The sequence below is a fragment of the Luteolibacter yonseiensis genome, assembly GCF_016595465.1.
In the GTDB taxonomy this organism is placed as follows: Bacteria; Verrucomicrobiota; Verrucomicrobiia; order Verrucomicrobiales; family Akkermansiaceae; genus Luteolibacter; species Luteolibacter yonseiensis.
Genome location: NZ_JAENIK010000011.1, coordinates 480,527 through 505,281 on the forward strand (window position 1 = coordinate 480,527; position 24,755 = coordinate 505,281).

General features: G+C 59.8%; 29 protein-coding genes. 26 read left to right on the plus strand and 3 right to left on the minus strand.

What is annotated here, in order from left to right; translation table 11 throughout:
* The first annotated feature begins 144 nt into the window (after positions 1-144).
* The 8 genes from JIN84_RS11720 to JIN84_RS11755 all read left to right on the plus strand — a co-directional run bounded on the left by JIN84_RS11720 (position 145) and on the right by JIN84_RS11755 (position 8,684).
* A complete protein-coding gene (locus JIN84_RS11720; RefSeq protein WP_200351228.1) occupies positions 145-1,143 on the plus strand; it encodes an AAA family ATPase in 999 nt (332 codons plus the stop codon).
* Positions 1,140-2,087 (plus strand): DUF58 domain-containing protein, encoded by a 948-nt coding sequence (locus JIN84_RS11725; protein ID WP_200351229.1) that lies wholly within the window; start codon positions 1,140-1,142, stop codon positions 2,085-2,087. The genes JIN84_RS11720 and JIN84_RS11725 overlap by 4 nt, the downstream gene beginning before the upstream one ends.
* Positions 2,088-2,099: 12 nt before the next feature.
* Complete coding sequence (locus tag JIN84_RS11730; RefSeq protein WP_200351230.1) at positions 2,100-2,669, plus strand: hypothetical protein; 570 nt, start codon at positions 2,100-2,102, stop codon at positions 2,667-2,669.
* Positions 2,666-3,673, plus strand: a complete 1,008-nt coding sequence (locus JIN84_RS11735; protein WP_200351231.1) for a vWA domain-containing protein — start codon at positions 2,666-2,668, stop codon at positions 3,671-3,673. Before JIN84_RS11730 ends, JIN84_RS11735 begins: the two co-directional genes overlap by 4 nt.
* A 6-nt stretch (positions 3,674-3,679) precedes the next feature.
* Positions 3,680-5,653, plus strand: a complete 1,974-nt coding sequence (locus tag JIN84_RS11740) for a vWA domain-containing protein (protein WP_200351232.1) — start codon at positions 3,680-3,682, stop codon at positions 5,651-5,653.
* Positions 5,647-7,461 carry a BatD family protein gene (locus JIN84_RS11745; RefSeq protein ID WP_200351233.1) on the plus strand — a complete coding sequence of 605 codons (1,815 nt, stop codon included), beginning with the start codon at positions 5,647-5,649 and terminating at the stop codon, positions 7,459-7,461. The genes JIN84_RS11740 and JIN84_RS11745 overlap by 7 nt, the downstream gene beginning before the upstream one ends.
* Position 7,462: 1 nt before the next feature.
* A complete protein-coding gene (locus JIN84_RS11750) occupies positions 7,463-8,215 on the plus strand; it encodes a tetratricopeptide repeat protein (RefSeq protein ID WP_200351234.1) in 753 nt (250 codons plus the stop codon).
* A gap of 136 nt (positions 8,216-8,351) precedes the next feature.
* A complete protein-coding gene (locus JIN84_RS11755) occupies positions 8,352-8,684 on the plus strand; it encodes a hypothetical protein (protein ID WP_200351235.1) in 333 nt (110 codons plus the stop codon).
* A 126-nt stretch (positions 8,685-8,810) separates the two neighbouring features.
* Here JIN84_RS11755 and smpB read toward each other — a convergent pair whose 3' ends face one another.
* The 3 genes from smpB to JIN84_RS11770 all read right to left on the minus strand — a co-directional run bounded on the left by smpB (position 8,811) and on the right by JIN84_RS11770 (position 10,089).
* Positions 8,811-9,269, minus strand: coding sequence for an SsrA-binding protein SmpB (gene smpB / locus JIN84_RS11760; protein WP_200351236.1), 459 nt, complete (start codon positions 9,267-9,269; stop codon positions 8,811-8,813).
* A gap of 31 nt (positions 9,270-9,300) precedes the next feature.
* Positions 9,301-9,504, minus strand: a complete 204-nt coding sequence (locus JIN84_RS11765) for a DNA-directed RNA polymerase subunit omega (RefSeq protein WP_200351237.1) — start codon at positions 9,502-9,504, stop codon at positions 9,301-9,303.
* Between the two features lie 189 nt (positions 9,505-9,693).
* Positions 9,694-10,089 carry a DUF3147 family protein gene (locus JIN84_RS11770; protein WP_200351238.1) on the minus strand — a complete coding sequence of 132 codons (396 nt, stop codon included), beginning with the start codon at positions 10,087-10,089 and terminating at the stop codon, positions 9,694-9,696.
* A gap of 48 nt (positions 10,090-10,137) precedes the next feature.
* Here JIN84_RS11770 and JIN84_RS11775 point away from each other — a divergent pair, with 48 nt between their 5' ends.
* From JIN84_RS11775 to JIN84_RS11860, 18 genes are all read left to right on the plus strand, one after another.
* Positions 10,138-10,941: a hypothetical protein gene (locus tag JIN84_RS11775; protein WP_200351239.1), complete on the plus strand. Its 804-nt coding sequence runs from the start codon at positions 10,138-10,140 to the stop codon at positions 10,939-10,941.
* Positions 10,942-10,950: 9 nt separating this feature from the next.
* On the plus strand, positions 10,951-11,421 hold the full coding sequence (locus tag JIN84_RS11780) for a hypothetical protein (RefSeq protein WP_200351240.1): 471 nt from the start codon (positions 10,951-10,953) through the stop codon (positions 11,419-11,421).
* Positions 11,422-11,538: 117 nt separating this feature from the next.
* Entirely contained in the window at positions 11,539-13,275 is a 1,737-nt protein-coding gene (urtB, locus tag JIN84_RS11785; RefSeq protein ID WP_234043441.1) for an urea ABC transporter permease subunit UrtB, read from the plus strand.
* Between the two features lie 3 nt (positions 13,276-13,278).
* Positions 13,279-14,421, plus strand: a complete 1,143-nt coding sequence (gene urtC / locus JIN84_RS11790) for an urea ABC transporter permease subunit UrtC (protein ID WP_200351241.1) — start codon at positions 13,279-13,281, stop codon at positions 14,419-14,421.
* Entirely contained in the window at positions 14,418-15,206 is a 789-nt protein-coding gene (gene urtD, locus JIN84_RS11795) for an urea ABC transporter ATP-binding protein UrtD (protein WP_234043442.1), read from the plus strand. Before urtC ends, urtD begins: the two co-directional genes overlap by 4 nt.
* Before the next feature lie 42 nt (positions 15,207-15,248).
* Positions 15,249-15,971, plus strand: a complete 723-nt coding sequence (urtE, locus tag JIN84_RS11800; protein WP_200351242.1) for an urea ABC transporter ATP-binding subunit UrtE — start codon at positions 15,249-15,251, stop codon at positions 15,969-15,971.
* A gap of 287 nt (positions 15,972-16,258) precedes the next feature.
* A complete protein-coding gene (locus JIN84_RS11805) occupies positions 16,259-17,089 on the plus strand; it encodes a hypothetical protein (protein WP_200351243.1) in 831 nt (276 codons plus the stop codon).
* Between the two features lie 132 nt (positions 17,090-17,221).
* On the plus strand, positions 17,222-18,469 hold the full coding sequence (gene urtA, locus JIN84_RS11810; RefSeq protein ID WP_200351244.1) for an urea ABC transporter substrate-binding protein: 1,248 nt from the start codon (positions 17,222-17,224) through the stop codon (positions 18,467-18,469).
* Positions 18,470-18,593: 124 nt separating this feature from the next.
* Complete coding sequence (locus JIN84_RS11815; protein WP_200351245.1) at positions 18,594-18,890, plus strand: hypothetical protein; 297 nt, start codon at positions 18,594-18,596, stop codon at positions 18,888-18,890.
* An 11-nt stretch (positions 18,891-18,901) separates the two neighbouring features.
* Positions 18,902-19,204 (plus strand): urease subunit gamma, encoded by a 303-nt coding sequence (gene ureA, locus JIN84_RS11820; protein WP_200351246.1) that lies wholly within the window; start codon positions 18,902-18,904, stop codon positions 19,202-19,204.
* Complete coding sequence (locus JIN84_RS11825; protein WP_200351247.1) at positions 19,201-19,512, plus strand: urease subunit beta; 312 nt, start codon at positions 19,201-19,203, stop codon at positions 19,510-19,512. Before ureA ends, JIN84_RS11825 begins: the two co-directional genes overlap by 4 nt.
* An 18-nt stretch (positions 19,513-19,530) precedes the next feature.
* The gene (ureC, locus tag JIN84_RS11830; RefSeq protein WP_200351248.1) at positions 19,531-21,252 is read left to right on the plus strand and encodes an urease subunit alpha; all 1,722 of its coding nucleotides are present in this window, start codon (positions 19,531-19,533) and stop codon (positions 21,250-21,252) included.
* A 5-nt stretch (positions 21,253-21,257) separates the two neighbouring features.
* A complete protein-coding gene (locus tag JIN84_RS11835) occupies positions 21,258-21,686 on the plus strand; it encodes an urease accessory protein UreE (protein ID WP_200351249.1) in 429 nt (142 codons plus the stop codon).
* A gap of 47 nt (positions 21,687-21,733) precedes the next feature.
* Positions 21,734-22,003, plus strand: coding sequence for a hypothetical protein (locus tag JIN84_RS11840; RefSeq protein WP_200351250.1), 270 nt, complete (start codon positions 21,734-21,736; stop codon positions 22,001-22,003).
* Entirely contained in the window at positions 22,000-22,563 is a 564-nt protein-coding gene (locus JIN84_RS11845; protein WP_200351251.1) for a hypothetical protein, read from the plus strand. Before JIN84_RS11840 ends, JIN84_RS11845 begins: the two co-directional genes overlap by 4 nt.
* A gap of 4 nt (positions 22,564-22,567) precedes the next feature.
* Positions 22,568-23,233 carry an urease accessory protein UreF gene (locus tag JIN84_RS11850; protein WP_200351252.1) on the plus strand — a complete coding sequence of 222 codons (666 nt, stop codon included), beginning with the start codon at positions 22,568-22,570 and terminating at the stop codon, positions 23,231-23,233.
* Complete coding sequence (ureG, locus tag JIN84_RS11855) at positions 23,199-23,834, plus strand: urease accessory protein UreG (RefSeq protein ID WP_200351253.1); 636 nt, start codon at positions 23,199-23,201, stop codon at positions 23,832-23,834. Before JIN84_RS11850 ends, ureG begins: the two co-directional genes overlap by 35 nt.
* The gene (locus tag JIN84_RS11860; protein ID WP_200351254.1) at positions 23,815-24,741 is read left to right on the plus strand and encodes an urease accessory protein UreD; all 927 of its coding nucleotides are present in this window, start codon (positions 23,815-23,817) and stop codon (positions 24,739-24,741) included. The genes ureG and JIN84_RS11860 overlap by 20 nt, the downstream gene beginning before the upstream one ends.
* Positions 24,742-24,755: the final 14 nt, after the last annotated feature.

Below are 24,755 nucleotides of genomic sequence, written 5' to 3' on the forward strand. Positions count from 1 at the left end.
GCTTGGATGCTGTGGCCGCAACGGACAAGGTCTCCGGCGTGGAGGCGAAAAACGACGATTTTAGACGAGGCCCGCGCCTCGCACCGCTAGGGAGTTGTGGTGATTTTTCCGCCATCGACCTTTTCATTCCAACGATATCGAACCATGACATCTGACACGCAAAATCCTGTGGACGCCGAAGCCGTCGTGCGACAGGCATCACACTGGATCCAGCCTCTCCGCAGCGAGATCGGCCGCTACCTCATCGGCCAGAGCGACCTCGTGGACCGCCTGCTGATCTCGCTGATGGTGAAAGGCCACATCCTGTTGGAAGGGGTGCCGGGGTTGGCGAAAACGCTCGCGCTCAAGACCCTCGCCTCCTTGGTGAACGCGAAGTTCAACCGTATCCAGTTCACGCCGGACATGCTCCCCGCGGACATCGTCGGCACGGAGATCTACGATCCCCGCGAAGCCCGCTTCCGGGTGAAGCACGGACCCGTTTTCGCCAACTTCATCCTGGCGGACGAAATCAACCGCGCTCCGGCGAAAGTGCAGAGCGCCTTGCTGGAAGCGATGCAGGAGAAGCAGGTCACCATCGGCGAGCAGACCTTCGCGCTGCCCTCCCCGTTTTTCGTCCTCGCCACCCAGAATCCGCTGGAGCAGGAAGGAACCTACCCGCTGCCGGAAGCCCAGCTGGACCGTTTCATGATGAAGGTCGTCATGGATTATCCGACGGAGGATGAGGAGATGCGCGTGCTGGATCTCGCGGGAACCACCGAGGAAATGCCTGTGCCGCAGCCAATCGTCAGCCTGGAAGCCATCCAGCAGGCGCGGACGGTGGTGAACAGCCTCTACCTGGATGAGAAGGTGAAGCGCTATATCGTCCGCATGGTCCACGCCACGCGTCGCCCGGACGATTATGGAGTCCATGTCGCTCCGCTCATCCGTGTGGGTGCCTCACCACGCGCCACCATCAACCTCGCCCTCGCAGGGCGTGCCCATGCTTTCCTGAACGGGCGTGCCTATGTCACCCCGCATGATGTGAAATCCGTCGCCCTCGACGTTCTCCGCCACCGTGTGACCGTCACCTATGAGGCGGAGGCGGAAGGGCTCAACAGCGAGAAAATCGTCACGCGCATCCTCGACGAGCTGCCGGTGCCATGATCGGGAAAAAAGCCAGCACGCCCATCAGCGTTCAGGAAGAGCAGCGCGCCGCGGAGATCCTGGGCCGCGTCCGGCGCATGGAAGTCCGCACGAACCGGCTGGTGGATGATTCCCTGGCGGGCCGCTACGCGAGCGTGTTCAAGGGGCGGGGCATGGACTTCGACCGTGTGAGGAACTACGTGCCGGGCGACGACGTGCGGACCATCGACTGGAATGTCACCGCCCGCACGGGAGATCCGCACGTGAAACTTTTCACCGAGGAGCGAGAGCTCACCATCATGCTGGTGATCGATGTGAGCGCGTCCTCGGACTTCGGCTCCGTGGTGGATTCGAAACGCGAGCTTGCCGCCGAGGCGGCCGGTGTTCTGGCGGCTTCCGCCATACGGAACCGTGACAAGGTGGGGCTCATCCTTTTCAGCGATGAGGTGGAGTTATACATCCCACCGGGCAAGGGCCGCATGCACATCATGCGCCTGATCCGCGAGACTCTCTATTTCCAACCGGAAAACCGCGGGACCGACATATCGAAGGCATTGGATTTCGCCAACCAGGTCATCCACCGGAAATCGGTATTCTTCCTTGTTTCCGATTTCTGCCTCGGCGCTCCGTTCGAAGAGCGAATGAACCAACTGCGGAACAAGCTCCAGGTGACGAGCCGCCGGCATGATGTCATCGCCGTTTCGGTGACGGACCCGCGCGAGGAATCGCTGCCGGATGTGGGCCGCATCTGCATCGAGGACGCGGAGACCGGCCAGGTTGTCGAGATCGATACGGGAAACCCGAAGGTGCGGGAGGCTTATGAAACCCAGTCCCGGCAGCGCCGCGAGCGGACCGCCGCGCGCATCCGTTCGCTGGGCATCGATCTGTTGCAGTTCTACAACGGAGAAAACTGGATGCCCGCGCTGATGGGGTTCTTCCAAAGCCGCCGCCAGCGGACCGGCTGATTTATTGATACGATGTTCCGATCACTCACATTCATTGTCCCCCTCGTTCTGCTCGCCGGAGACCTGCATGCCCAGGTGCCCGCCGAGACGGAGGATATCCGCGGCCCGAAGGAAGTGGTGGAAATCCCCGTGCCTGAGAAGCCGGACTACGTGCTTTGGTCCGTGGTGGGCGGCGGCTTGCTCATGGTCGCGCTGGGTGCGTTTTTCTGGAAAAAACATGCTCGCAGGCAGCGCCTCGGGAGTCCGCACGAGGTTGCTCTCAAATCACTGGCCGGGTTGGAGTCGGATCGCGGGGCCCTCACGGCGGAGGCATTCGCAGACCGTGCCGCGGAGACTCTCAGGAGTTATATCTCCCGCCGCTTCGGCATGGCGGCACCACTGCGTACGACGGAGGAGTTCCTGCACGACATCATGCGGGATGACTCCGTCTTGGCGGGCCAGAGAGACTTGTTGAAAACATTCCTGAAATCCTGCGATCTGGCGAAATTCGCGGGCTCCCAACTGAACGAAGACCAGCGCCACGGACTCGTCGAGTCCGCCCGCGGTTTCATCCGCTCGACGTCCGACACCACCAAGCCATGACCGAGAGTTTCCAATTCGCCCATCCGGAATTCCTGTTCCTGCTGCTGCTTCTGCCGGTCCTCGCGATCTGGAAAAGCCGCTGGGGACGTCCGGTGGCCATCCGCATGCCATCCACGGACGATGCCATCCACGTCGGGGCGAAGACGCGTTCGAAGATCGGCGGGTTTCTCATCTTCCTCGGACTGCTGTCCTTCACCCTTCTCGTGATCGCCTTCGCAAGGCCGCGCCATGGCAAGGGCTCCACCGAGGTCGAGGCGAGCGGCATCGACATCATCCTGACGCTCGATGTCTCCGGCTCCATGGCGGCGCTGGATTTCAAGGTGGACGACAAGCAGGTGGACCGGCTGGAGGCGGTGAAGAACGTCGTTAAGAAATTCGTGGAACAACGGCCCAACGACAAGCTCGGTCTGGTCGCGTTCGCCGGCCGTCCCTATCTCGTGACTCCGCTGACGATGGACAAGGATTTCGTCAAGAAGCGCGTGGAAGGTGTGAAGATGGGCCAGGTGGAGGATGGGACCGCCATCGGTTCCGCCATCGCCTCATCGGTGGATCACCTCCGTGACTCGTCCGCGAAATCCCGGATCGTGATTCTTCTGACGGATGGCGTGAACAATTCGGGATCGGTGAATCCGCTCACCGCCGCGGAAGCCGCGAAAACCCTGGGGGTCAAGATTTATACCATCGGGGCGGGCACGAGGGGCGAGGCGCCGATGCCGGTTCAGGATGCCTTCGGCCGCACGCATCTGCAGATGTCCAAGGTGGAGATCGATGAGGAAATGCTGAAAGAGGTCGCCTCGTCCACCGGCGGACAATCGTTCCGCGCGACGGACACGGACTCCTTGGAACAGATCTACGACTCCATCAACCAGCTGGAGAAGACCACGCGCAAGCTGAAAAAATACCAACAGTATGACGAACTTTTCCTGTGGTTCCTCGTTCCCGGACTTCTCCTTCTCCTGCTTGAACTCGTCTTGAGCCAAACCCGTTACCGCAGGCTTCCCTAAACGACCATGGACGACAACTCACTCCATTTCGCCCAGCCGCTCTGGATCATCGCCGGTCTTGTCGCCTGCGCGGGCATCGTCTGGCTGTATGTCCGCTTCGACCGGCGTCGTGAGGCGGATCTGGCGAAACTCGTGCATCCGCGGTTCCGGCTGCGGCTGACGGAGGGATTCTCACCACAGTTGAGGAATGTGAAGCGCGGGCTGTGGTTGCTGTCCGTGCTGATGTTGTTCACCGCCGTCGCCCGTCCGCAGAAGGGCTATGAGTGGAGGGAGGTGAAACGCAAGGGGATCGACATCCTCTTCGCGGTGGATACCTCCCGCAGCATGCTGGCGGAGGATCTGACGCCCAACCGTCTCGAGCGTGCCCGGCTCGGCATCATCGATTTCGTTGACAAGCTGCAGGGCGATCGTGTGGGGCTGGTTCCCTTCGCCGGCAGTGCGTTCGCGCTCTGTCCGCTGACGCTGGACTACGATGCGTTCCGGGATTCCCTGAAGGCGTTGGATACCGATCTGATTCCGCACCAGGGAACGGATCTCGCGAGCGCGATCAAGGAGGCGGAGCGGCTGTTTGACGAAAACGGAAACAACCACCGGGTGTTGGTGCTGATCACCGATGGCGAGGATCTTCAGGGAGACGTGATCGTGGCCGCGAAGGAGGCCGCGAAAAAGGGCATGGCCATCTACACCATCGGTGTCGGCAGTCCGGATGGAGCTCGCATTCCGATCCGCTATCGGAACGGCCAGACGGATTTCGTCCGCAATCCGGACGGCTCGATCGTGCAGACCAAGCTGGATGAATCGACCTTGAAGAAAATCGCGGAGGCGACCAACGCGCTTTACGTGCCTCTTGGCAATGGCGCGCAGGGATTGGAGACGATTTATCAGGAAAAGCTGCGCCTGGTGCCGAAGAGCGAGCAGGACCAGCGGATGGAGCGCATCCCGCTGGAGAGATTCGAATGGCCGCTGGGTTTCGCGATCTTCCTGCTGTTGTCGGAGTTTTTCATCAGCGACCGCCGTCGGGCGAAAAAGCCTCGTCCTCTGGTATCGGTGGCGCGGCGGGTGAAGATTCCGGCCATCGCGGCATTCGGACTGGTTGGGGTGGGGATTCAGGACAGCCGTGCGGCGGATGCCGGCGTGGTGCCGGACGCACGGAAGATTTACAACTCTGGCACGGACGCATACGCGAAGGGCGATTTCGAAAAAGCCGCCGCGGACCTGCGGGCCTCGTTGCGGACTCCCGATCTCGCGCTCCAACAGCGTTCTTATTATAACTTGGGAAACACGCTCTATCGGACGGGACAGGGGACGAGGGAGAAAGACCCGGAAGCCACCATCAAGAGCTGGGAAGAGTCCATCAAGGCCTATCAGGATGCGATTTCCTTGAACGCGGGAGACGAGGACGCGCGCTATAACAAGGAACTCGTCGAGAAAAAACTCGAGGAGCTGAAGAAGCAGCAGAACAAGGACGACAAGCAGGACAATAAGGATCAGAAGGATCAGAAGGATCAGAAGGATCAGAAGGACGGCGACTCGAAGGAGAACAAGGAATCGAAGGAAGGCGAAGACTCCAAGGAGCAGAAAGATTCAAAAGAGGACAAGGAGTCCAAGGACGGTGAGGAAAAGAAACCCGGCGAGGAGAAAGATCCGAAGGATGGCGAGAAACCTGACGACAAAAAGCAGGGAGAGGAAAAAGACTCGAAAGGGGACAAACCGGACGAAAAGAAGGATGGCAAGGAGCCTGAAGCCGGAGAGAAACCTGGTGATGGAAAAGAAGGTAAGGAAGGAGAGGACAAGCCGGGCGAAAAACAGGAGGGGACGATGAGCAACGAGCGCGTGCGTAGAGAAGAGATGTCACCTGAAGAGGCGAAACAGCTGCTGGAAGCACTGCGCCAGGACGAGCGCATGGTGAATCCGATCCCCCAACCTCCGCGTTCCCGCATGAGGACGCCTGACAATTCCACCAAAGGAAAGACATGGTAATTTCATTCGATCTTACGAAACTGTATCAGCGGCTTTTCGGTGTCGCGGTCATGCTGATGACCATCGCCTTGTCCCATGCGGCGGGAGTGGAGGCGTCGCTGGACCGGGATTCGGTTGTCGTGGGAGAGGGCGCGGTTTTGTCGCTCAAGGTTACGGGAGGGAGGGCGGGAAGGCCCGCTATTCCCGCCGTGGACAATCTCATTGTGAACGCACACGGGCAGAACCAGCAGATACAGATCATCAATGGAGACATGCAGTCGACCTTGGTCTACACCTATGTCGTGGGCTCCGGCACACCGGGTGATTATGTGATTCCCCCGATCACCGTGAACATCGCGGGAGAAAACCATGCGACGCAGCCGCTCAAGCTCAAGGTGCTGGAGGCAGACGCCGCACAGCCGGGGCAGAATACGGCAGCGGAAGCGGAGGACGAAGAAAATCGATTCGGCTTCCTGACCGTCGAGCTGGCGAATCCCGAACGCAGTTATGCCTATCTGGGGGAAATCGCACCGGTCCGGATCCGTGCCTGGCTGCCGGCCGGAGCGCAGGTCCAGCTCCGCAGCGGAATCCAACCGGAAGCGAAAGGATTCACGCTCCACAACGTGAGCGAGAGACCGCAGCAGGCGCAGGAAACCCGTGATGGGAAAACCTATACTGTGGTCACCTGGTTCGGAGGCATCTCCGCGACGAAGTCGGGAAAACTGCCCGCTTCCTTGTCCGTGGATGCGACGGTGGCCGTGCGTGACGAATCCGCACCGAAGCCGAGGCGGCGGCGGGGAGGGCCTTTCGATGATCCGTTTTTCGACGACGCGTTCGACAGGTTCAACACGCCGATGATCCAGAAGGACGTAACGCTGAAGTCCGAGGATCAGGAAATCGAGGTCCGCCCGCTGCCTGTGGAAGGAAGGCCGGAAGGATTCAACGGAGCGGTGGGCGAGTTTTCCTTCAACGGGGTGAGAATGCCGAAGGAATGGAAGACCGGTGAGCCCCAGCAGATCGCGGCCAAGCTCACCGGTTCGGGAAATTTCGCATTGATGAAGCCTCCCACCCTCACTCCGGCGGACGGTTGGAAGGTCTATGAGGGGCAGGACGAATTCACTCCCGGAGACGTGGCGTCGTTTTCGGGTGACAAGGTTTTCCAGTTCAACGCCGTCGCCCGGAAAGCCGGAGAGAAAGATGCCGCCCTGGCATTCAGCTATTTCGATCCGGCGAAGGGATCATATCAGACCATCACCAGTCCGGTGACGAAGATCCAGGTGACCGGCAAGGACATCGTCGAAGACAAGCCGGTGGCTCCGGCCCCTGAGGTGAAGGCTCCTGAAAAAAAGACTCCGGGCCTTGTGGGGCAACATTTGAAACAGAAGCCCGCCGCGTCGTTGGTGCCATTGGCATCGCGACCGGTTTTCGGCACGCTCATGGCGCTGGGCCTGGTGTCGGTCGTTATCGGAGTCGTGCTGGCCTTGCTGCGCCACTTCAGGGAGAATCCGCAACGCCGTGCGAAGGCCGCGATGGAAAAGGCGACCCGCGAAGCCCTCGCGGTGGCGGGGGCCGCCCGTGACGTCCCGGGATTCTTCTCCGCCGCACGTCTGGCGATCCAACAGCGTCTGGGCCTGTTGTGGAACCAGCCACCGCAGGCCATCACCACCGCGGAGGTCAGCGGACGCATTCCTGAAGACTCGCCCGTGGTGCGGTTTTTCCGCGAGGCGGACCGCCATGAATACAGCCGCCATCCGTCGGGTGAGGTCCTGCCGCAGTGGCGCGATCTGCTGGCGGAGGCTCTCGCATCCCTCACCCCCAACGCCCGTTGATATGATCCGTAATCTGTTGCTTGGCTGGCTTTGCCTTGTGGTGGGAATCACCCACGTTTCCGCAGGTGCGTATATTTTTGACGACGCGAATGCGAAATTCAAATCCGGTGACCACGCCGGGGCCGTGGCCGTGTATGAGAAAATCCTGGAGAATGGTAGTCCCGATGCGGCGGTTTATTACAACCTCGGGAACAGTTATCAAAACTTGAAACAGTACGGACCTGCGATCCTCGCTTACGAACGCGCCCGGCTGTTGACCCCGCGCGATCCGGATCTGGCTGCCAATCTCTCTCTTGCCCGTAAGGCTGCCACCGCTTTCGAAGGATCGGAAACAGGTCCGAAATGGCTGGCTGTCCTGAGCTATCTGAGCCGGAACGAGTGGTCGTATCTTGTTGTCGCAGGCGTGTTGTTTCTTGGGGCGATCACCCTCCTCTATGGCGCGGTGCGTCTTCCCCGGCAGGTGGTCAAATGGGCGAGTGCCGCCGGCGGTCTGGCTGTTCTCTCCATCATCGCCGGAAGCACGGCGCTCTACCTGCGGCGGGGGGAATCGGAGCGGGGCGTGGTTCTCAAGGAAAATGCGGCGATCCGGCTTTCCCCATTCGACGGAGCCGAATCACTCGGCACGCCCGGACTTGGAAAAACCGTCCACCTCGGCGTGAAAAACGGTGGCTACCAGTATGTCGAAATACCCGGTGCCAGCCTGCGGGGCTGGATGGCGGAGGCCGAGGTGGAGCGGATCGAGAAAGACCCGTGATCGGAAAATGAAACTATTTCCACCGTTATTCCGTTCCCGCAAAAGAGAGGTGCCACGGTTCGGCCTTGCGTCCGGAGAGGGAATCGCATTCCTTCGGCGGAGCGCCGCGGTGCCCGAACGACTGGAAAAATTCACCATGTTACAAAGGACTCGATCAACTTTCGCACTGCTTGGCGTGACTTTCGCCTTGGGAGCCTGTACGCCTCCGAAGCCTGAAGAGACGGCTCCCGCTCCGGTGGTGAAAAAGGAGGAACCGAAGCCCGAGCAACCTCTGGAACCCCTGTCTCCGGTCCTGCCCTCGGACGATATTCCGATGCCGGACATGCTGACCATGCCGACCGACCGGGATTTCCGCGCGACGAACCCGGTCTTGCCAAAGACCGGACCCGACGGGGTGATCGTCCGCCCTCCGACAGATCCTCCATCGCGGGTGAAGCCGAAGGAAGATGGCGGAAGTGGGGGGAATTGATCCGTATTTCCTGTGACGTCTTTTGTCTTGGAATACGATGAATGCCGCGGGGCCGAAAGGGGCGCCATGACGTGGCGGTCCGACACCTTGGTGTTTGCAGAATGCCCCCGGTGGGGAGGATGAGGATTACCGCTGGTTGAAGCGGGACATCTCGCGGGCGGCCTCGCGGAGTTCGACCTTTTCCTTCAGATCGTGGCGCTGGTCGGAGTGGGTTTTTCCCTTGCCGACGCCGAGCTCGACTTTCACGCGGCGGTCTTTCCAATAGACCCGCAGGAGGGGAAGGGTGCAGCCTTTGACGGCGCAGGCGACGGAGAGTTTGAGGATCTCGCGCTTGTGCAGCAGGAGGCGGCGCGGGCGTCTTTCCGGGTGGTTATACCACTCACCCGCGGTCTGCCAGGGTTGGATGTGGCAGCCGTAGAGGAAAACCTGGTTGTTCTCCACCCGGGCGTAGGCGTCGGAGATATTGATTTTTCCGGCACGGATCGACTTGACCTCGGTGCCTTTCAGTTCGATGCCGGCCTCGTATTTTTCCAAGATGTGGAAATCCCGTCCGGCTTTCCGGTTGGTGGCGATTTCCGCACTCATGAGACGACTCGCAGATCAGGAAACCCTGTTTTCAGGGAGCTTCCTTGAGGACCAGTTTGATTTTGCCCTCGATGATTTCCTGGAGAGCGATGTCCGCCACACCCATGCTGGGGCGGGTGGCGATCAACGGGGAACGGCCGCTGTTCAATTGTCTGACGCGTTGGGAGACCAGATTGACGAGTACAAGTGGGTCGGTGACAATTTCAGATGCCTTATCAAGAAGATCGCTTTTCATAGGGGAACCGGGAAATCGCGAAATCGGCTTTGCTGTCTCGAACGGGATGACGTTCTCGGGAAGCGCGGTCGGTTGGTTTTCGCTCAAAATAGAGTAAATTTGGGAAGACTTTTCCGGAAATGACGCCGGGCCAATGGTCAAACCAGAGAATCAGGCCACTGACAAGCCTTATCTGGTGGTTTTTTGGGATTATTTCGGCATCAGATCGATGCCGAATTTCCGGAGCACGACCACGGTCAGCCAGAAGAGGGCGATGGTGATGAGGCAGTTCGCGAGCAGGGCGGGCCAGAACCCCCAGTGGTTCCGCAGCATCCACGGGAAAATGAGAAACATCGGCAGGGTGGGGAGGACGAACCAGAAGGTGCCCTCGGCATGGTTGGCGAGACGTTCGGACGATTGCTTCGCCTGGTGCATCCAGATCATCGCGAGCAGGGAGGTGAACGGCAGCGCGATGAGCAGGGCGGAAAGCCGGTCATTCACCAGTTGCACCTTGTTGACGACGACGATGATCAGCGCGGTGAGGATGATCTTGCCGATATCGAGCGGAGTGAACGTGAGGATCTTGTCCCAAGGGATGCGGTTCATGGGGAAGCGGGCTTGCGGTCGGGGAGATGATGGCGATAGTCTGCGAGCATGCAAGTCACCTCTCTCGTTTGTTCGCTGGCTCTGTTGCTGGCGGCGTGTGCGCCCGCCGGCCCTGTCGCGCCGGTGGCGGGAAATCTCACCGCGGGACAAAAGGCGGCGATCGGGAAGAAAATCTGGCAGAACGAATGCGCCGGAAGTGTTGCCGGGCTGACCACCTGGAATGGCGGCGAGGAATTCCCCTCGCTGGGCATCGGCCATTTCATCTGGTATCCGGCAGGGTTCAAGGGACGTTTCGAGGAAAGTTGGCCCAAGTTCGTGGCCTATGCCCGCGAGCGCGGGGCGAAGCCGCCGGCCGTCGCGCTCGAGCGATACAGTCCCTGGCGGACGAAGGCGGAGTTCCAGGCGGATTTCAAGGGGCCCCGGCTTTCATCGTTGCGGATCTGGCTTGCGGCGAATGTGGGACTGCAGACGGATTTCATCATCGCCAGGTCCCATGCGGCGCTGCCGAAGATCCTCGCCGCCGCTCCGGCCAGCGAGAAGGCGCGGATCGAAGCGAACTATCGGAAGGTCTCCACGACGCCGCAGGGCACCTATGCATTGATCGACTATGTGAACTTCAAAGGGGACGGCACCCAGGCGGCGGAGAAATACAACGGTCAGGGATGGGGGCTGATGCAGGTGTTGGGAGGGATGAAAGAGGTTCCGGCGGGAGCGCCCGCGGCCTCCGAATTCGCCGCATCCGCGAAACGGATCTTGTCCCGGCGCATCGCGAATTCTCCACCGGCGCGGGGTGAGAAACGCTGGGAGGAAGGGTGGCACAACCGCTGTGCGACTTATGGGAGATCTTTGTGAATCAATGAGATGAAGATTTTGGTTGTTGCTGTTTTATGTTCAATTCTGGGCGGATGCGCTCCCGCTCTTGTCGTGAATCAGGAGAAATTCGAGGCCGCGCCAAGTTCTATAGACTCGCGACTGGATAGCGCATCAATCGAGGATTACATCATCGCGCTTCCTCTTCATCACGAGGGAGGTGTTGAACAATTCGAGGAGCAAGTGCGGCTTGCGCGAGTGGAAAAAGCGGAAAATTTAGGGAAGGGGCCGGACTATTTGTTTGTAGGTGGGGACGGAGTGAGTCCCGCAAGGGGATTCGGTCTTGATCGCAGGAAGCGGTTGTTGACCATCCGAAGTTATGAATGGGAACCTGGATTTCCTGACACCATGGAGACAATGAGGCGTGTTCCGGGTGGCTGGATGCGTGGTCCGAGCATCGTCGTGAAAACAGCCGAACAGAAGGCGGCTGAAGAGGCGAAACAACGGACAAAACGCGGATAAAATCCTGCGATACGGCTTGTCCGCGGAGACTGAGAGAGCCTTCAGGCGTATGCCAAGAAGCGGTTTTTCATTTTCCGCAGCCTCATGGCACACGTGGTGCTTTGTCGCCTCCGGCCCATGCTGAAGTCGATCATCACCTCCCTTTCCCGACGCTTGTCCACCTGCCTGATGATCGGATTGGTGGGTTTGTCCGCGGGCTTCGCGCAAGCTCAGGAGAAATCCGTCAAGGAGACCATCGCCGCGGCCACCGTCGCCACCACTTCCGACGAGCAACGAGAGCTCGTCCTCACGCTGAAGCTCAAGCCCACTCCGGAAGCGGTCACCTGGCTTGAAAAGTGGAAGGCGGGGGAGATCTTTCTCCATGATGATGGCAACGGTGTGATCACGCCCGTGACGCTGACAGGGGCCGAGGGACAGGACGGTTCGTTCGCCACGCTCAAGCTCATCGACGGTACTCCTTATCTCGCCGCGGACGGCAAGCCGATCGTCATCAATCCGAAAGAAGTGGAAGCTGCGGAAACCGACTCCGGACTGCGGCGTGCGATGAAAGAGGTTTCGGATCTGGTCGCTCTGGCGGATCCGGATCTGGCAAAGCGCCTCCGGGCCATCAAGGACTCCGCGATCGGACAGAAGCTCGAGAAGCTGCCCGCGCTCCAGCAACTGCGCGCCACCGAGAAAGATCCCGACGCCATCCATGCGCTGGATGAGTCCATCGCGATCATCCAGCTCCGCTCCACGGTTCCCGCCGAGCGCATCGCGGCTTGTAAGAAAATCGCGGAAATCCACTCGCTCACCGCCTACGACACCGTCAAAACCATTCTCGCGGAAGCGGAAAAGGCCCAGGACAAGCCGATGATCGCCGCCGCGGGCGAGGCCCTGCGATCCATCGAAGGACATATTTCCCGCATCAATGCGGTGGGCACGGCGTTCCGGGGGCTTTCGCTCGGCTCCGTTCTTCTGGTGGTCGCCATCGGCCTCGCGATCACCTTCGGCCTCATGGGGGTCATCAACATGGCCCACGGCGAATTCATCGCGGTGGGTGCCTACACCACCTATGTCATCCAGAACTTCTTCGCGGATGGGCTGAAACTTTCCCCCTTCGGAGTCTCCATGAGCATCCCCGGACTGCATCTGGCGGGGGGCGCGAACACTTATTTTGTCTTCGCGCTGCCCGCCAGTTTTCTCATCGCCGCGCTCGTCGGCATCGCCCTGGAGCGTTCCGTCATCCAGTTTCTCTACAAGCGTCCGCTTGAATCCCTGCTTGCCACCTGGGGTGTCTCGCTCGTGATGCAGCAGGTTCTGAAATTCATTTTCGGCTCGAACAACGTGCAGGTATCCAGCCCTGCCTGGCTCTCGGGGAGCTGGACGGTGAATGATGTCCTCTTCGGTTGGAACCGGGTCTTCGTCATCGGCTTCGCCGTCCTGATCATCGTCATCACGTGGCTGGTCCTCAACAAGACCTCGCTCGGCCTGCTCATCCGTGCGGTCATGCAGAACCGGAACATGGCCGCCTGCATGGGCGTCCGCACCGAGCGCGTGAACACCATGACCTTCGCCTTCGGCTGCGGACTCGCAGGTCTGGCCGGCGCGTTCCTCTCGCAGATGGCGAACGTGGGTCCATCAATGGGCCAGCTTTACATCGTGGACTCCTTCATGACCGTGGTCGTGGGTGGCGTCGGAAACATCCTCGGGACGGTCATCAGCGCGCTTGGCATCGGCATGTCCGACCAGACGTTCCAGCAATACCTGGGAAATCCGGTCCTCGGAAAAATTCTCGTTCTCGGAGCCATCATCCTCTTCCTGCAATGGCGTCCGGCAGGTCTCTTCGTCACCCGTTCCCGCAGCCTTGATTGATCGATGAACAACCAACCCTTTTCCAGCCGGGTCCACCTCCCAATCCTGATCGTCTCGGCGATAGTCCTGCTCGTCGTGGTCCCCGTGCTTCACGGCACGGGCGTCATTTCCGACTACACCCTCGGCAACTGGGGGAAATACCTGTGCTACGGCATCCTCGCGATCTCCATTGATCTCCTGTGGGGATACACCGGGCTGCTCTGTCTGGGGCAGGCGCTCTTCTTCACCCTCGGCGGCTACATGATGGGGATGTATCTGGTGCGGATGGCGGGCGGTACGGAGCTCCCGACCTTCCTGACCATGGTGGGCCGCACGGAGTGGCCGTCCTTTTTCCTGCCGTTCTCGAGCTTTCCCTTCGCGGTGCTGATGATGGTCCTCGTTCCCGGGCTGCTTGCCTATGTGTTCGGCTTCCTCGCCTTCCGCTCGCGTATCAAGGGGGTGTACTTCTCCATCCTCACCCAGGCGCTCACCTATGGCGCTGCTCTGTTGTTTTTCCGGAACGAGCTGCTGATGGGAGGCAACAACGGTTTCACCAATTTCGACACGATGCTGGGGTTCTCGTTGCGGGATGTCTCCACCAAGCGTGGCCTGTACATCGCCACCGCCATCCTGCTCGTCGCGGTTGTCACGCTTTGCAAGTGGCTCACCGGCTCCCGTTTCGGTCTCATCCAGCGGGCCATCCGCGATTCCGAGAACCGTGTCCTCTTCTCCGGCTACGCCACCGCGAACTTCAAGCTCTTCGTTTTCGTGATCAGTGCGATCATCGCCAGTTTCGCGGGCGCGCTCTTCGTCCCGCAGGTGGGTATCATCAATCCGAGCGAGATGGAGACAAGCAAGTCGCTCGAGGCCGTCGTCTGGGTCGCGCTCGGAGGCCGCGGCACGATCGTTGGTCCCGTGCTCGGGGCGGTGAGTGTGAACGCCCTGAAAAGCTGGGCATCCACAGGTGCCACCGCGGATTTCTGGCCACTGATCCTCGGCGCCTCGTTCGTCCTCGTCGTGCTCTTCATGCCGAAGGGAATCTTCGGAATCCCTGGCCAGATCCGCGGGCTGATGGCCTGGCTCGAGCGCCGCAAGCAACGCGAGGAGCCGTCACCGCCTTCCAGGAAACCGGACAACTCTCCAACCCCCGCCGCCATCGACCCATGATCATTGAAAGCCCGATGCACCAGAAGCCCTTCCTCCTCGCGGCGGAAGGCCTGACAAGATCCTTCGACGGCTTCAAGGCCATCAACGACCTGAATTTCTATCTCGACGAAGGAGAGCTCCGCACCGTCATCGGGCCGAACGGCGCCGGCAAGACCACGTTCCTTGATCTCATCACCGGTCGGACCAAACCGGATGTGGGCAGCCTCAAGTGGGACGATGCCAAATACGATCTTCTCAAGATGAACGAGTATGAGATCTACCGTCTGGGCATCGGCCGGAAATTCCAGACGCCGACGGTTTACAACGACCACACAGTCACCGAGAACCTCATTCTCTCGCTCGCCGGATCCCGCGGCATCTGGCACAGCCTGTTCGGGAAAATCACCTCCGAACAAAAGGACCGCATCGCGGAAATCCTCACCACCATCAAGCTGGCCGACAGCGCCCATCGCAAGGCCGGCATCCTCGCCCACGGGCAGAAGCAATGGTTGGAAATCGGAATGCTCCTCGCACAGGAAGCCCGCCTTCTCCTTGTCGACGAACCCGCCGCAGGCATGACGGATGAGGAGACCTACCGCACCGGCGAACTGCTGCTGTCCTTGGCGGGCAAGCATACCATCGTCGTCATCGAGCACGACATGACATTCGTCCGCCAGATATCCCAAGGACGCAAGGTGACGGTCCTCCATCAGGGCCATGTCCTTTGCGAAGGGCCGGTGGATGAGGTCCAGTCCGACGAGCGCGTCATCGAGGTCTATCTCGGCCGCAAATCCAAGGCCGCCTGAAGGCCCGTTCCGAATAGAAACCGCAATCCAGCCATCTTCTCCATGCCCGCCACCCTCACCGAGGAAAACCTCAGCATTTCCGGTCTCCGTGTCTCCATCGGCGGCAGCGCCATCCTGCGTGGCATCGACCTGAGCATCCGTCCTCAATCGGTTTTCTGCCTCATGGGGCGCAATGGCGTGGGCAAGAGTACGACTCTCAAGGCGCTTACCGGACTTTATCCCATCGACTCCGGAAAATTCGAATTGCAGGGCGTCGACATCACCCGGCTCGGCTCCGCGGACCGCGCCCGCGCGGGGCTCGGATATGTGCCCCAGGGAAGGGATATCTTCCCCCTCCTGACGGTTGAGGAAAACCTTTTCATTGGTCTCAATGCCCGCGGCTGGAAAAAAGACCCTGCTGAAATCGACCGGATTTTCACGTTGTTTCCCATCATCAAGGAATTCCTGCACCGCAAGGGTGGCATGCTGTCCGGCGGCCAGCAACAACAGCTCGCCATCGGCCGAGCGCTGCTGACGAAACCCAAGCTCCTCATTCTCGACGAGCCGACGGAAGGCATCCAGCCGAACATCATCGACCAGATCGGCGACGCCATCAAGATGCTCCGCGCCGAAGGCAAGATGAGCATCCTGCTGGTGGAGCAATATCTGGATTTCTGCAAGGAGCTCGGCGATGACTTCGCGATCCTCGAACGCGGAGCGGTCGCGGCCTCCGGAGAAATGGCGGCACTGAGCGATGACATCGTCCGGGAGTTCCTGACCGTCTGACATTTTTCATCGGTAATGGTTCATAAAAGCGGAGTTCCCCGGAGCTCCGCTTTTTGTGTTCATGAACCTTCTTTTGCGGGGTCTGAACTGATAGGCATGCATGTGATTCATCATGGATACTGAATTCATGTAATAGCATTCATGATTGTCATAAAATCATCTGCTGAAAATTGAAAAACAGGAGTTTGGTGAAACAATTATCATTCCCATGGCATGGATCAAGCTATCCGGATGTCAACGCAGATCCATCTGCCCAACAACCCACTCCACCAAAAAATAGCTGAACCATGAAAAACAAGTATTGCCGAAATCTACTCAATGCGCCGCTTCTCGCATTTGCCTTGGCTACGGGCATCGCGACCGCCGGTACCACTGAAACCACGACGACCGCTCCTGCGGCGCCGCCGGCCGAGGACGTCGTGTCGGGCGTGCTTAAGTTGGATTTCAACTCCCACTTCGTCTCGTATGGTGCGGACGTCTGGGGTGATGCGGAATCGATGTCCGACATGGGATTCAACCCGATGCTCGAACTGTCGTTCGCGCTTCCCGCCGGTTTCACCTCGACGCTCGGAACCTGGTGGGATGTGAATTCCAAGGGAGACAGTCCGCTCGGTGGCCAGATGCAGGAAATCGATGTCTGGGCCGGCCTCGCCTATACCTATGAGAAGTTCACTGTGGGCGTCACCTTCCAGGATTGGATCTATGCGGATGCCACGGAGGAGATCCTCGACGTCAAGTTCGCCTATGACTGCCTGCTCGCTCCGTCGCTCACGATTCACAACCGCCTTGGTGAAGGCGGTTCCGGTGGAAATGAAGGAACGGTGCTTGTTCTTGGTCTTTCCCACAGCATCGAGGCTGGTCCGGTCACGGTTTCTTTCCCGGTGAGCGTGGCATACTTCCTCGAGGATGACTTCCATGCCAACAGTACGGACGATGGATTCGGTTATGCCTCCCTCGGTGTCGGTGCGGCGCTTCCTCTCACGGCGGTCGCCGACACTCTCGGCGACTGGACGCTGAACGCCGGCCTCAACTACTACTTCACGGATGACGGTGTGGTGGGCAATCCGAATGGGGATGATTTCCTCACCACCACGGTGGGCCTGAGCCTCGCGTTCTGATCTCCGGTCGGTTTTCTCTGCATCAACGGTTGCGGCGGGAGGGTCCTATTGATCGGTTGGTATCAATGCTCTCCCGCTTGCTGTTAAAAATCATCAGTCATAAGATATATTTTAAAAACTCCTTTCATTCAAATGATCTCGAAACTCATCCCCGCCGCACTTGCTGCGATCACACTTTCCGGTGCTTCCGCCATCGCGGAGGAAACCGTCAAGGTCGGTGTCCTCCACTCGCTTTCCGGCACCATGGCCATCAGCGAGACATCCCTCCGCGATGTCCTCCTCTTCACCTTCGACGAAATCAACGCCAAGGGCGGCGTGTTGGGCAAGAAGATCGAACCGGTTGTCGCGGATGGCGCGTCGAACTGGCCTCTCTTCGCCGAAAAGGCGAAGCAGCTGCTGGACAAGGACAAGGTGTCCGTGACCTTCGGTTGCTGGACTTCGGTTTCTCGCAAATCCGTCCTCCCGGTGTTCGAGGAGAAGAAAGGTCTTCTCTTCTATCCGGTCCAGTATGAGGGCGAGGAAATGTCGCCGAACATCTTCTACACCGCGGAAGCCGTCAACCAGCAGGCAACGCCCGCCGTCGACTACCTCCTCGCGGAAGGAAAGAAGAAGTTCTACCTCCTCGGCTCCGACTATGTCTATCCACAGACCACGAACCTCGTCCTGCTCGAGTATCTCCTCAGCAAGGGCGTGCCGATTGAAAACATCGGCGGTGGTTTCACCAAGGATGGCTCCGGCAAGATCATTTCCGCCGGAAAATACACTCCGTTCGGCCACACCGATTACCAACAAATCGTTTCCGAGATCAAACAGTTCTGTGCTTCCGGGGATGCCGCCATCATCAGCACCCTGAACGGCGACACCAACGTCCCGTTCTTCAAGGAATACGCCGCCGCCGGCCTCACCGCCGAAACCGCCCCCGTCGTTTCCTTCTCGATCTCGGAAGACGAGTTCCGCGGACTGCCCGCGAAACAACTCGTCGGCCAGCTCGGTTGCTGGACCTACTTCCAATCCATCAAGAGCCCTGCGAACGCGAAGTTCACCAAGGACTTCCAAGCGTGGCTCGCCAAGTCCGACGTTCCCGGCATCGTCAAGGAAGGCCGCGTGACCTGTTCGCCGATGGTTCTGTCCTACAACGGTGTCTACCTCTGGAAGGCCGCTGTGGAAAAGGCCAAGAGCTTCGATCCTGAGAAGGTCATGGCCGCCCTCGAGTCCGGCATCACCTTCGATGGTCCCGGCGGCACCGTCACCAGCCAGAAGAACCACCACCTCACCAAGAACGTCTTCATCGGCGAGTCCAAGGCGGATGGCCAGTTCAAGATCCTCAAGGAATTCAAGAACGTCGTTGGCGAACCATTCCTCAAAGGCACCTTCAAATAAGCTCTCCCTGTCTGGTTGTTGTCTGACCTCAAGCCATGTCCTCCCCCGGAGGGCATGGTTTTTTTTCGCAAGCCGCTTGGCATATGACTTGCTCGCTGGCAGGCTCCGCTTCGTCCGTCATCTCATGAAATTTTCCAAACCCACCCAGTGGCCAGTTTCCGCAACCCGTCTGATGGTTGCCGCGTTCTGTCTGGCTCCGTCGTTCCTGCTCGCGCATCCGGGCCACTATCACCCGGACGAAACGGATGAATTCGACTTCCTCCGGGCCACCTTTTTCCATTCACACGGCGCGATGGACTACCTGCTCGCCGCCATCGCCATTTCCTGTATTGGCATTTCCTTTCTGCATGGCAGGCCGGCGATCCGGATCACGGCGATCATCGCCGCCCTGGGTTCGCTTGCGCTGCTTCCGATTCTCTAACGGTTCCACAGATGCACCTCACTCCGCGTGAAACCGAAAAGCTGCTCATCGTCGTCGCCGGCGATCTCGCCCAACGCCGCCGCGCGCGGGGGCTGAAGCTGAATTATCCGGAAACCATCGCCCTCATCACGGCGGAGATTTTCGAAGGCGCGCGTGACGGGAGGTCCGTCTCGGAACTGATGAGCTACGGCACCACCCTCGTGAAACGTGACGAGGTGATGGAAGGTGTCGCGGAAATGATCCACGACATCCAGGTCGAAGCCACCTTCCCGGATGGGACGAAACTGGTAACCGTTCACAATCCCGTCCGATGATCCCTGGAGAAATCATTACCCCGCCCGACGCGCCGGACCTGGAACTGAATCCGGGGCTCGCCACGACATCCGTGGTGGTGGCGAACACGGGTGACCGTCCGGTGCAGGTCGGCAGCCACTTCCATTTCGCGGAGATCAATTCCGCACTCCACTTCGATCGCGGTGCCGCCCGTGGCTTCCGGTTGGACATTCCCGCCGGCACCGCCATCCGCTTCGAGCCGGGTGATACCCGCGAGGTTCCGCTGGTCGCGTTCGCAGGCACCCGTGAGGTTTACGGACTGAACAATCTCGTGAACGGAAAGTTGTAAATCCTCCGGCCGCAACCCATGAAACAATCACGTAAAAACTACGCCGCCACCTTCGGGCCGACCGTCGGCGACCGTGTCCGTCTGGCGGACACGGAGCTTTTCATCGAGGTCGAGCGCGATCTCATCACCGAGGTTTCCGGTTATGGAAACGAGGTGAAATTCGGCGGTGGAAAAGTCATCCGGGACGGCATGGCGCAGTCCTGTCTCGCTACGGATGCGGAGTCGCTGGACCTCGTCATCACGAACGCGCTCATCCTCGACTCCGCGCATGGGGTCATCAAGGCGGACATCGGCATCAAGCACGGGCGCATCGCGGGCATCGGCCATGCCGGGAATCCCATGCTGCAGGATGGCATCACCATGATCATCGGAGCGGGTACGGAGGTCATCGCGGGGGAGGGGTGCATCATCACCGCCGGGGGCATCGACACACACATCCATTTCATCTGTCCGCAACAGATCGAGCACGCCATCGCCAGCGGAGTGACCACGCTCATCGGCGGGGGGACGGGTCCCGCGCACGGGACCTATGCCACCACCTGCACACCGGGCATCTGGAACATGCACCGCATGCTGGAGACGGCGGATTCCTTCCCTGTGAATCTCGGGTTTCTGGGGAAAGGAAACTGTTCGTCACCCGAACCTCTTCGCGAGCAGGTGCTGGCGGGGGCCATCGGACTGAAGCTTCATGAGGACTGGGGCACGACCCCGGCCGCGATCGATACCTGCCTGTCGGTGGCCGACGAGCTGGACGTGCAGGTCGCCATCCACACGGATACCTTGAACGAGGCGGGCTTTGTGGAAAGCACCCTCGCGGCGTTCAAGGGGCGCACCATCCACACCTATCACTCCGAAGGCGCGGGCGGTGGTCACGCGCCGGACATCATCCGGGTCTGCGGCGAGGCCAACGTACTCCCTTCCTCCACGAATCCGACCCGTCCGTTCACGGTCAACACCATCGACGAACATCTCGACATGCTCATGGTGTGCCACCACCTCGACTCCAAGATCCCCGAGGATGTGGCGTTCGCTGAAAGCCGGATCCGTCCCGAGACCATCGCGGCGGAGGATCTGCTGCACGACCTCGGCGCGATTTCCATGATGTCCTCGGATTCGCAGGCCATGGGGCGCATCGGCGAGGTCATCACCCGCACCTGGCAGACCGCGCACAAGATGAAGGTCCAGTTCGGGAAATTGGAAGGTGACTCGCACCCTGCGGCCGACAATTTCCGCGCCCTGAGATATGTTTCGAAATACACCATCTGTCCGGCGCTCACCCACGGCATCGCGCACGAGGTGGGCAGCATCGAGGTCGGGAAACTCGCGGACCTCGTGATATGGAAGCCCGCCTTCTTCGGTGTGAAGCCGGAGACCATTCTGAAAAGCGGTTTCATCGCGTGGGCGAACATGGGCGATCCGAACGCGTCCATCCCCACTCCGCAGCCGATGATGTACCGTCCGCAGTTCGGCGCGTTCGGGAAAACGATCGCCTCCACCTCCGTCACCTTCGTGAGCCAGGCCGCCCACTCATCCGGTGATTTGGAAAAGCTAGGATTGCAAAAGCGCCTCGTCCCGGTGAAGGGCTGCCGCAGCATCACCAAGGCGGATCTTCCTTTCAACAACGCCATGCCGGAAATCACGGTGGATCCGGATACCTACACCGTCACCGCCGATGGTCGGGAGCTCCGTTGCGAGCCGATGTCCGTGCTTCCCATGGCCCAGCGATATTATCTATTCTAGGTTTCATGCATCTCATCACGCGTCTTCTGGCGGACCACTCCACGCTGCCGGCGGAAAATCAAATCACCTTGGCCGCCGAGCGCCGTCAATTCCTGAAACGCCGCTGGCGTGGCGTCGCGGAAGATGGCACCGAGTTCGGCTTCGACCTCGAGAGCCGGCTCGTCGATGGCGGTGTGATCCATCATGAAGATGGCAGGGACTACCTTGTCAGGCAGTTGCCGGAAAAGGTGTATGAGGTGCCCTATGTCTCGCCCGACCATGCCGCCCATGTCGCATGGAAAGTGGGGAACCTGCACCTGCCAGCACAAATTTTTCCGGGCTCCATCCGTGTGTTGCACGATGAGGCGATGACACAGCTTCTGGAGAGGGAAGGTTGGGATCACGGCGAACCGGAAGTCATATTCACCCCGATGAAAGCCATGGCGCATGCCTGAAGCGCGACCTTGCGACATCCGCACCTGCCAAGTATCATTCCTTCGCGATGGAGAATCCGCATGACAACCCCGCCGCTCTCAAGGCGCTTCAAGACGCGATCTACCGTGAGAAGATCCTGCGGGCGCGCGGGATGTCGCCAGAAGAGCGCTTCAATGAAGCGATGGATCTTACCAATAGTGTTGCCGAACGCATGATCGAAGGGGTTATCTGGCAAACCGGAAATTCAGATCGTGAAACGGCGATCGCCGAAGTGCATCGGCGAATGGAGCGGCTTTCCCGTGCGAGGGATAAAAATCTTTACGTTTCCGTCGCATGAAAATTGAAGAGTTGGCCGCCCTTGTGATTGCTGCCTGCGAGGTGGAGCAGATCGACTATATGATGACAGGGGCGTTCGCGGTGACTTATTATGCGATACCGCGGTCCACGAATGACGTGGATTTTGTCCTGAGTCTCTCGCCGGAAGACGGGATAGATCGGGTGATCAGACGACTTTCAAGCCACGTGACATTTGAGTCCCAAGTCCAGTTCGACACACTTACCTGGGGCCGTCGCCATGTCGGACTGAGCAGATCATCTAGTGCTCTCAAGGTGGAGTTGTTCGAACTGTTTGATGATGCCTTCGTGCGCCAACAATTCGAACGAAGAAGGCCGATGGACTCCAAACAGCTTCGTCACAGAGTGTGGCTCCCCACGGCTGAAGATGTCATCGTGCAAAAGTTGCGTTGGGGAAGGAACAAGGACCTTGATGATGCGCGGGATGTTCTCGCGGTCCAAGGTCCGGAGACGCTCGACATGCCTTACATCCGGAAGTGGTGCGAACTTCACAAAACCTCAGCCCGCTTGGAAGACGCTCTCGCGGGAATTCCCCCACTGTAGCAGCATGACCTCCGATCCCATGCTTTGGCTGCTTCAGGCGAATGATACTGCGTATCCGTCCGGGTCCTACGCGCACTCGTTCGGCATGGAGGAGCTTGTGGAGTGCGGGGTGATCGCGACGCCCGCGGATTTGGAGGCGTTTCTGGAGAAACAAATCCTGCCCGCGCTGCTGACGTTCGAGATTCCGTTCTTCGCACGTGCCCATGCGGCGTCCAACAAGTGCGATGCCGCCGCGTTGTTGGAGATGGACGAGGAACTGGACGCCTGGAGGATTCCCCATGAATTGCGGGACGCCTCCCGGCGCATCGGTTCACAGCGGCTTGAGCTGCTTTGCCAGCTTGATCCCTCGCCCTTCATTCTCGCGCATCGCGAGGCCTGTCCGCGAAGCCACCATTTGATCGTCACCTCGCTGGAACTGGCGGCGGTGCCATTGGCGAAAGCCGCCCGGGCGTTCGCGTTCCAGAGCATCGCCGGACTGGCGGCGGCGTCGATGAAGCTCATGCGCATCGGCCAGACGTCCTGCCAGCTCATCACCCGCCGGACACTTGTCAGGCTGGGCGAAAAAATCGATTCCGCATTATCAGAGCCACCGGATGGATGGTTCAACCCGCTTTTAGAAATCGCCTCACTCCGCCATGCCCGTGCCAACCACCGACTCTTCATTTCATAAACGTCCCTTCCGCCTCGGTGTCGGCGGTCCCGTGGGCTCAGGAAAAACCATGTGTGTGCTGCGGCTGTCGCAGTGGCTGAAGGATGAAATCTCCCTCGCCGTCATCACCAACGACATCTACACGCGGGAGGACGCCGAGTTCCTGCTTCGTGCGGGCGTGCTGCCCGCGGACCGGGTGCGTGGTGTGGAAACGGGCGGCTGCCCGCACACCGCGATCCGGGACGACATCAGCATGAACATGGCGGCGGTCAGGGATCTGGAAGCCGCGCATCCGGATCTGAAGCTGATTCTCATCGAGAGCGGTGGTGACAACCTGTCCGCCACGTTCTCGCCCGAACTCGTGGATGCCTACATCTATGTCATCGATGTGGCGGAGGGGGACAAGATCCCTCGCAAGGGTGGCCCGGCGATCCGGACAAGCGACCTCCTGCTCATCAACAAGACCGAACTCGCTCCGTATGTGGGTGCGGATCTGGAAGTGATGGCGCGTGACTCGAAGGCCCAGCGCGGGAACAGGCCGTTCCTGTTCGCGGATTTGAAATCGGAGAAGGGGAAAGAAGATCTGTTAGCGTGGTTGAAGCATGAGTATCTGTTCGTCTAATTGGAGCGCGGGATTCATCCCGCGCGAACCGGCCGACCGGCACGATGAATCCAGCTATCCAGGGATTCATCCCGCGCTCCCGGTTTCGGGTTCCGCGCTCAGCGGGCATCTTGACCTCCGTTGCGAACTCCGTGCGGATGGCGTGCCGGTCATTGCCCGCCAGAGTTTCCGCGCGCCGATCCATTTGAGCAAATCCCATGTGGATGAGGGTCGTCTGGTGCAGAGCATCGTGAACCCGACGGCGGGGTTTTTCGATGGCGACCGGTTGGAAATGAACGTGGAGGTCGGCGGCGGTGCGAAACTGGTGCTGAGCACTCCGTCGGCGTCGCGGGTCTACCGGACGCGTTCGGGTGGGTCCGCGGTGTGCGTACAGCATTTCCGTGTGGAGGGGAACGCGATGTTGGAGTGGATTCCGGAGCCTTTCATCCCTCATGCGGGTGCGAGCTATGTCCAGCGGACACGGATCGACCTGGAGCCCTCCGCGAGCTTGCTGTATTTCGACTGGATTTCACCGGGGAGGGTGGCGATGGGGGAGGTGTTCGCCTATCAGCGGTTGCGATGGGAGCTGGACCTCACCTTGGGCGGCAGGCTCATCGCCCGGGAACGCTATGACCTGGCACCAGGAAACGAGAGTCTGGAGGCGCTGCGGGTGAAGTTTCCGGCGGCCCATTATCTCTCGGTGTATGCGGCGGGCGGAATGGCGGAAAACTGGCCCGCCCGGGAACTGGATGCCTTGACCGGAGTAGGCGTCTATCTGGGACATGGCCCTCTGGCCGGTGGAGTGAATGTGATCCGGGCGCTGTGCTGCGATAGTCTCTCTGCCAGAAGGCTGTTGGAAACGATCCGTCCCCTTCTGTATGGAGCGGCGGGAGTGAAACCACCCTCTCTCGGCCGGATTTTTTGTTAGGTGGAGGCGCGTCG

Bases quoted from the DNA above. Each gene is read 5' to 3' on its own strand.
- JIN84_RS11845 (WP_200351251.1), top strand. From the start codon at position 22,000: ATGAAAATTGAAGAGTTGGCCGCCCTTGTGATTGCTGCCTGCGAGGTG.
- JIN84_RS11825 (WP_200351247.1), top strand. From the start codon at position 19,201: ATGATCCCTGGAGAAATCATTACCCCGCCCGACGCGCCGGACCTGGAA.
- urtC (WP_200351241.1), top strand. From the start codon at position 13,279: ATGAACAACCAACCCTTTTCCAGCCGGGTCCACCTCCCAATCCTGATC.
- ureC (WP_200351248.1), top strand. From the start codon at position 19,531: ATGAAACAATCACGTAAAAACTACGCCGCCACCTTCGGGCCGACCGTC.
- JIN84_RS11815 (WP_200351245.1), top strand. From the start codon at position 18,594: ATGAAATTTTCCAAACCCACCCAGTGGCCAGTTTCCGCAACCCGTCTG.
- JIN84_RS11730 (WP_200351230.1), top strand. From the start codon at position 2,100: ATGTTCCGATCACTCACATTCATTGTCCCCCTCGTTCTGCTCGCCGGA.
- JIN84_RS11745 (WP_200351233.1), top strand. From the start codon at position 5,647: ATGGTAATTTCATTCGATCTTACGAAACTGTATCAGCGGCTTTTCGGT.
- urtB (WP_234043441.1), top strand. From the start codon at position 11,539: ATGCTGAAGTCGATCATCACCTCCCTTTCCCGACGCTTGTCCACCTGC.
- JIN84_RS11840 (WP_200351250.1), top strand. From the start codon at position 21,734: ATGGAGAATCCGCATGACAACCCCGCCGCTCTCAAGGCGCTTCAAGAC.
- JIN84_RS11835 (WP_200351249.1), top strand. From the start codon at position 21,258: ATGCATCTCATCACGCGTCTTCTGGCGGACCACTCCACGCTGCCGGCG.
- JIN84_RS11860 (WP_200351254.1), top strand. From the start codon at position 23,815: ATGAGTATCTGTTCGTCTAATTGGAGCGCGGGATTCATCCCGCGCGAA.
- JIN84_RS11735 (WP_200351231.1), top strand. From the start codon at position 2,666: ATGACCGAGAGTTTCCAATTCGCCCATCCGGAATTCCTGTTCCTGCTG.
- JIN84_RS11755 (WP_200351235.1), top strand. From the start codon at position 8,352: ATGTTACAAAGGACTCGATCAACTTTCGCACTGCTTGGCGTGACTTTC.
- JIN84_RS11850 (WP_200351252.1), top strand. From the start codon at position 22,568: ATGACCTCCGATCCCATGCTTTGGCTGCTTCAGGCGAATGATACTGCG.
- urtD (WP_234043442.1), top strand. From the start codon at position 14,418: ATGATCATTGAAAGCCCGATGCACCAGAAGCCCTTCCTCCTCGCGGCG.
- ureG (WP_200351253.1), top strand. From the start codon at position 23,199: ATGCCCGTGCCAACCACCGACTCTTCATTTCATAAACGTCCCTTCCGC.
- JIN84_RS11770 (WP_200351238.1), bottom strand. From the start codon at position 10,089: ATGAACCGCATCCCTTGGGACAAGATCCTCACGTTCACTCCGCTCGAT.
- JIN84_RS11720 (WP_200351228.1), top strand. From the start codon at position 145: ATGACATCTGACACGCAAAATCCTGTGGACGCCGAAGCCGTCGTGCGA.
- JIN84_RS11775 (WP_200351239.1), top strand. From the start codon at position 10,138: ATGCAAGTCACCTCTCTCGTTTGTTCGCTGGCTCTGTTGCTGGCGGCG.
- JIN84_RS11780 (WP_200351240.1), top strand. From the start codon at position 10,951: ATGAAGATTTTGGTTGTTGCTGTTTTATGTTCAATTCTGGGCGGATGC.
- JIN84_RS11765 (WP_200351237.1), bottom strand. From the start codon at position 9,504: ATGAAAAGCGATCTTCTTGATAAGGCATCTGAAATTGTCACCGACCCA.
- smpB (WP_200351236.1), bottom strand. From the start codon at position 9,269: ATGAGTGCGGAAATCGCCACCAACCGGAAAGCCGGACGGGATTTCCAC.
- JIN84_RS11740 (WP_200351232.1), top strand. From the start codon at position 3,680: ATGGACGACAACTCACTCCATTTCGCCCAGCCGCTCTGGATCATCGCC.
- urtA (WP_200351244.1), top strand. From the start codon at position 17,222: ATGATCTCGAAACTCATCCCCGCCGCACTTGCTGCGATCACACTTTCC.
- urtE (WP_200351242.1), top strand. From the start codon at position 15,249: ATGCCCGCCACCCTCACCGAGGAAAACCTCAGCATTTCCGGTCTCCGT.
- ureA (WP_200351246.1), top strand. From the start codon at position 18,902: ATGCACCTCACTCCGCGTGAAACCGAAAAGCTGCTCATCGTCGTCGCC.
- JIN84_RS11750 (WP_200351234.1), top strand. From the start codon at position 7,463: ATGATCCGTAATCTGTTGCTTGGCTGGCTTTGCCTTGTGGTGGGAATC.
- JIN84_RS11805 (WP_200351243.1), top strand. From the start codon at position 16,259: ATGAAAAACAAGTATTGCCGAAATCTACTCAATGCGCCGCTTCTCGCA.
- JIN84_RS11725 (WP_200351229.1), top strand. From the start codon at position 1,140: ATGATCGGGAAAAAAGCCAGCACGCCCATCAGCGTTCAGGAAGAGCAG.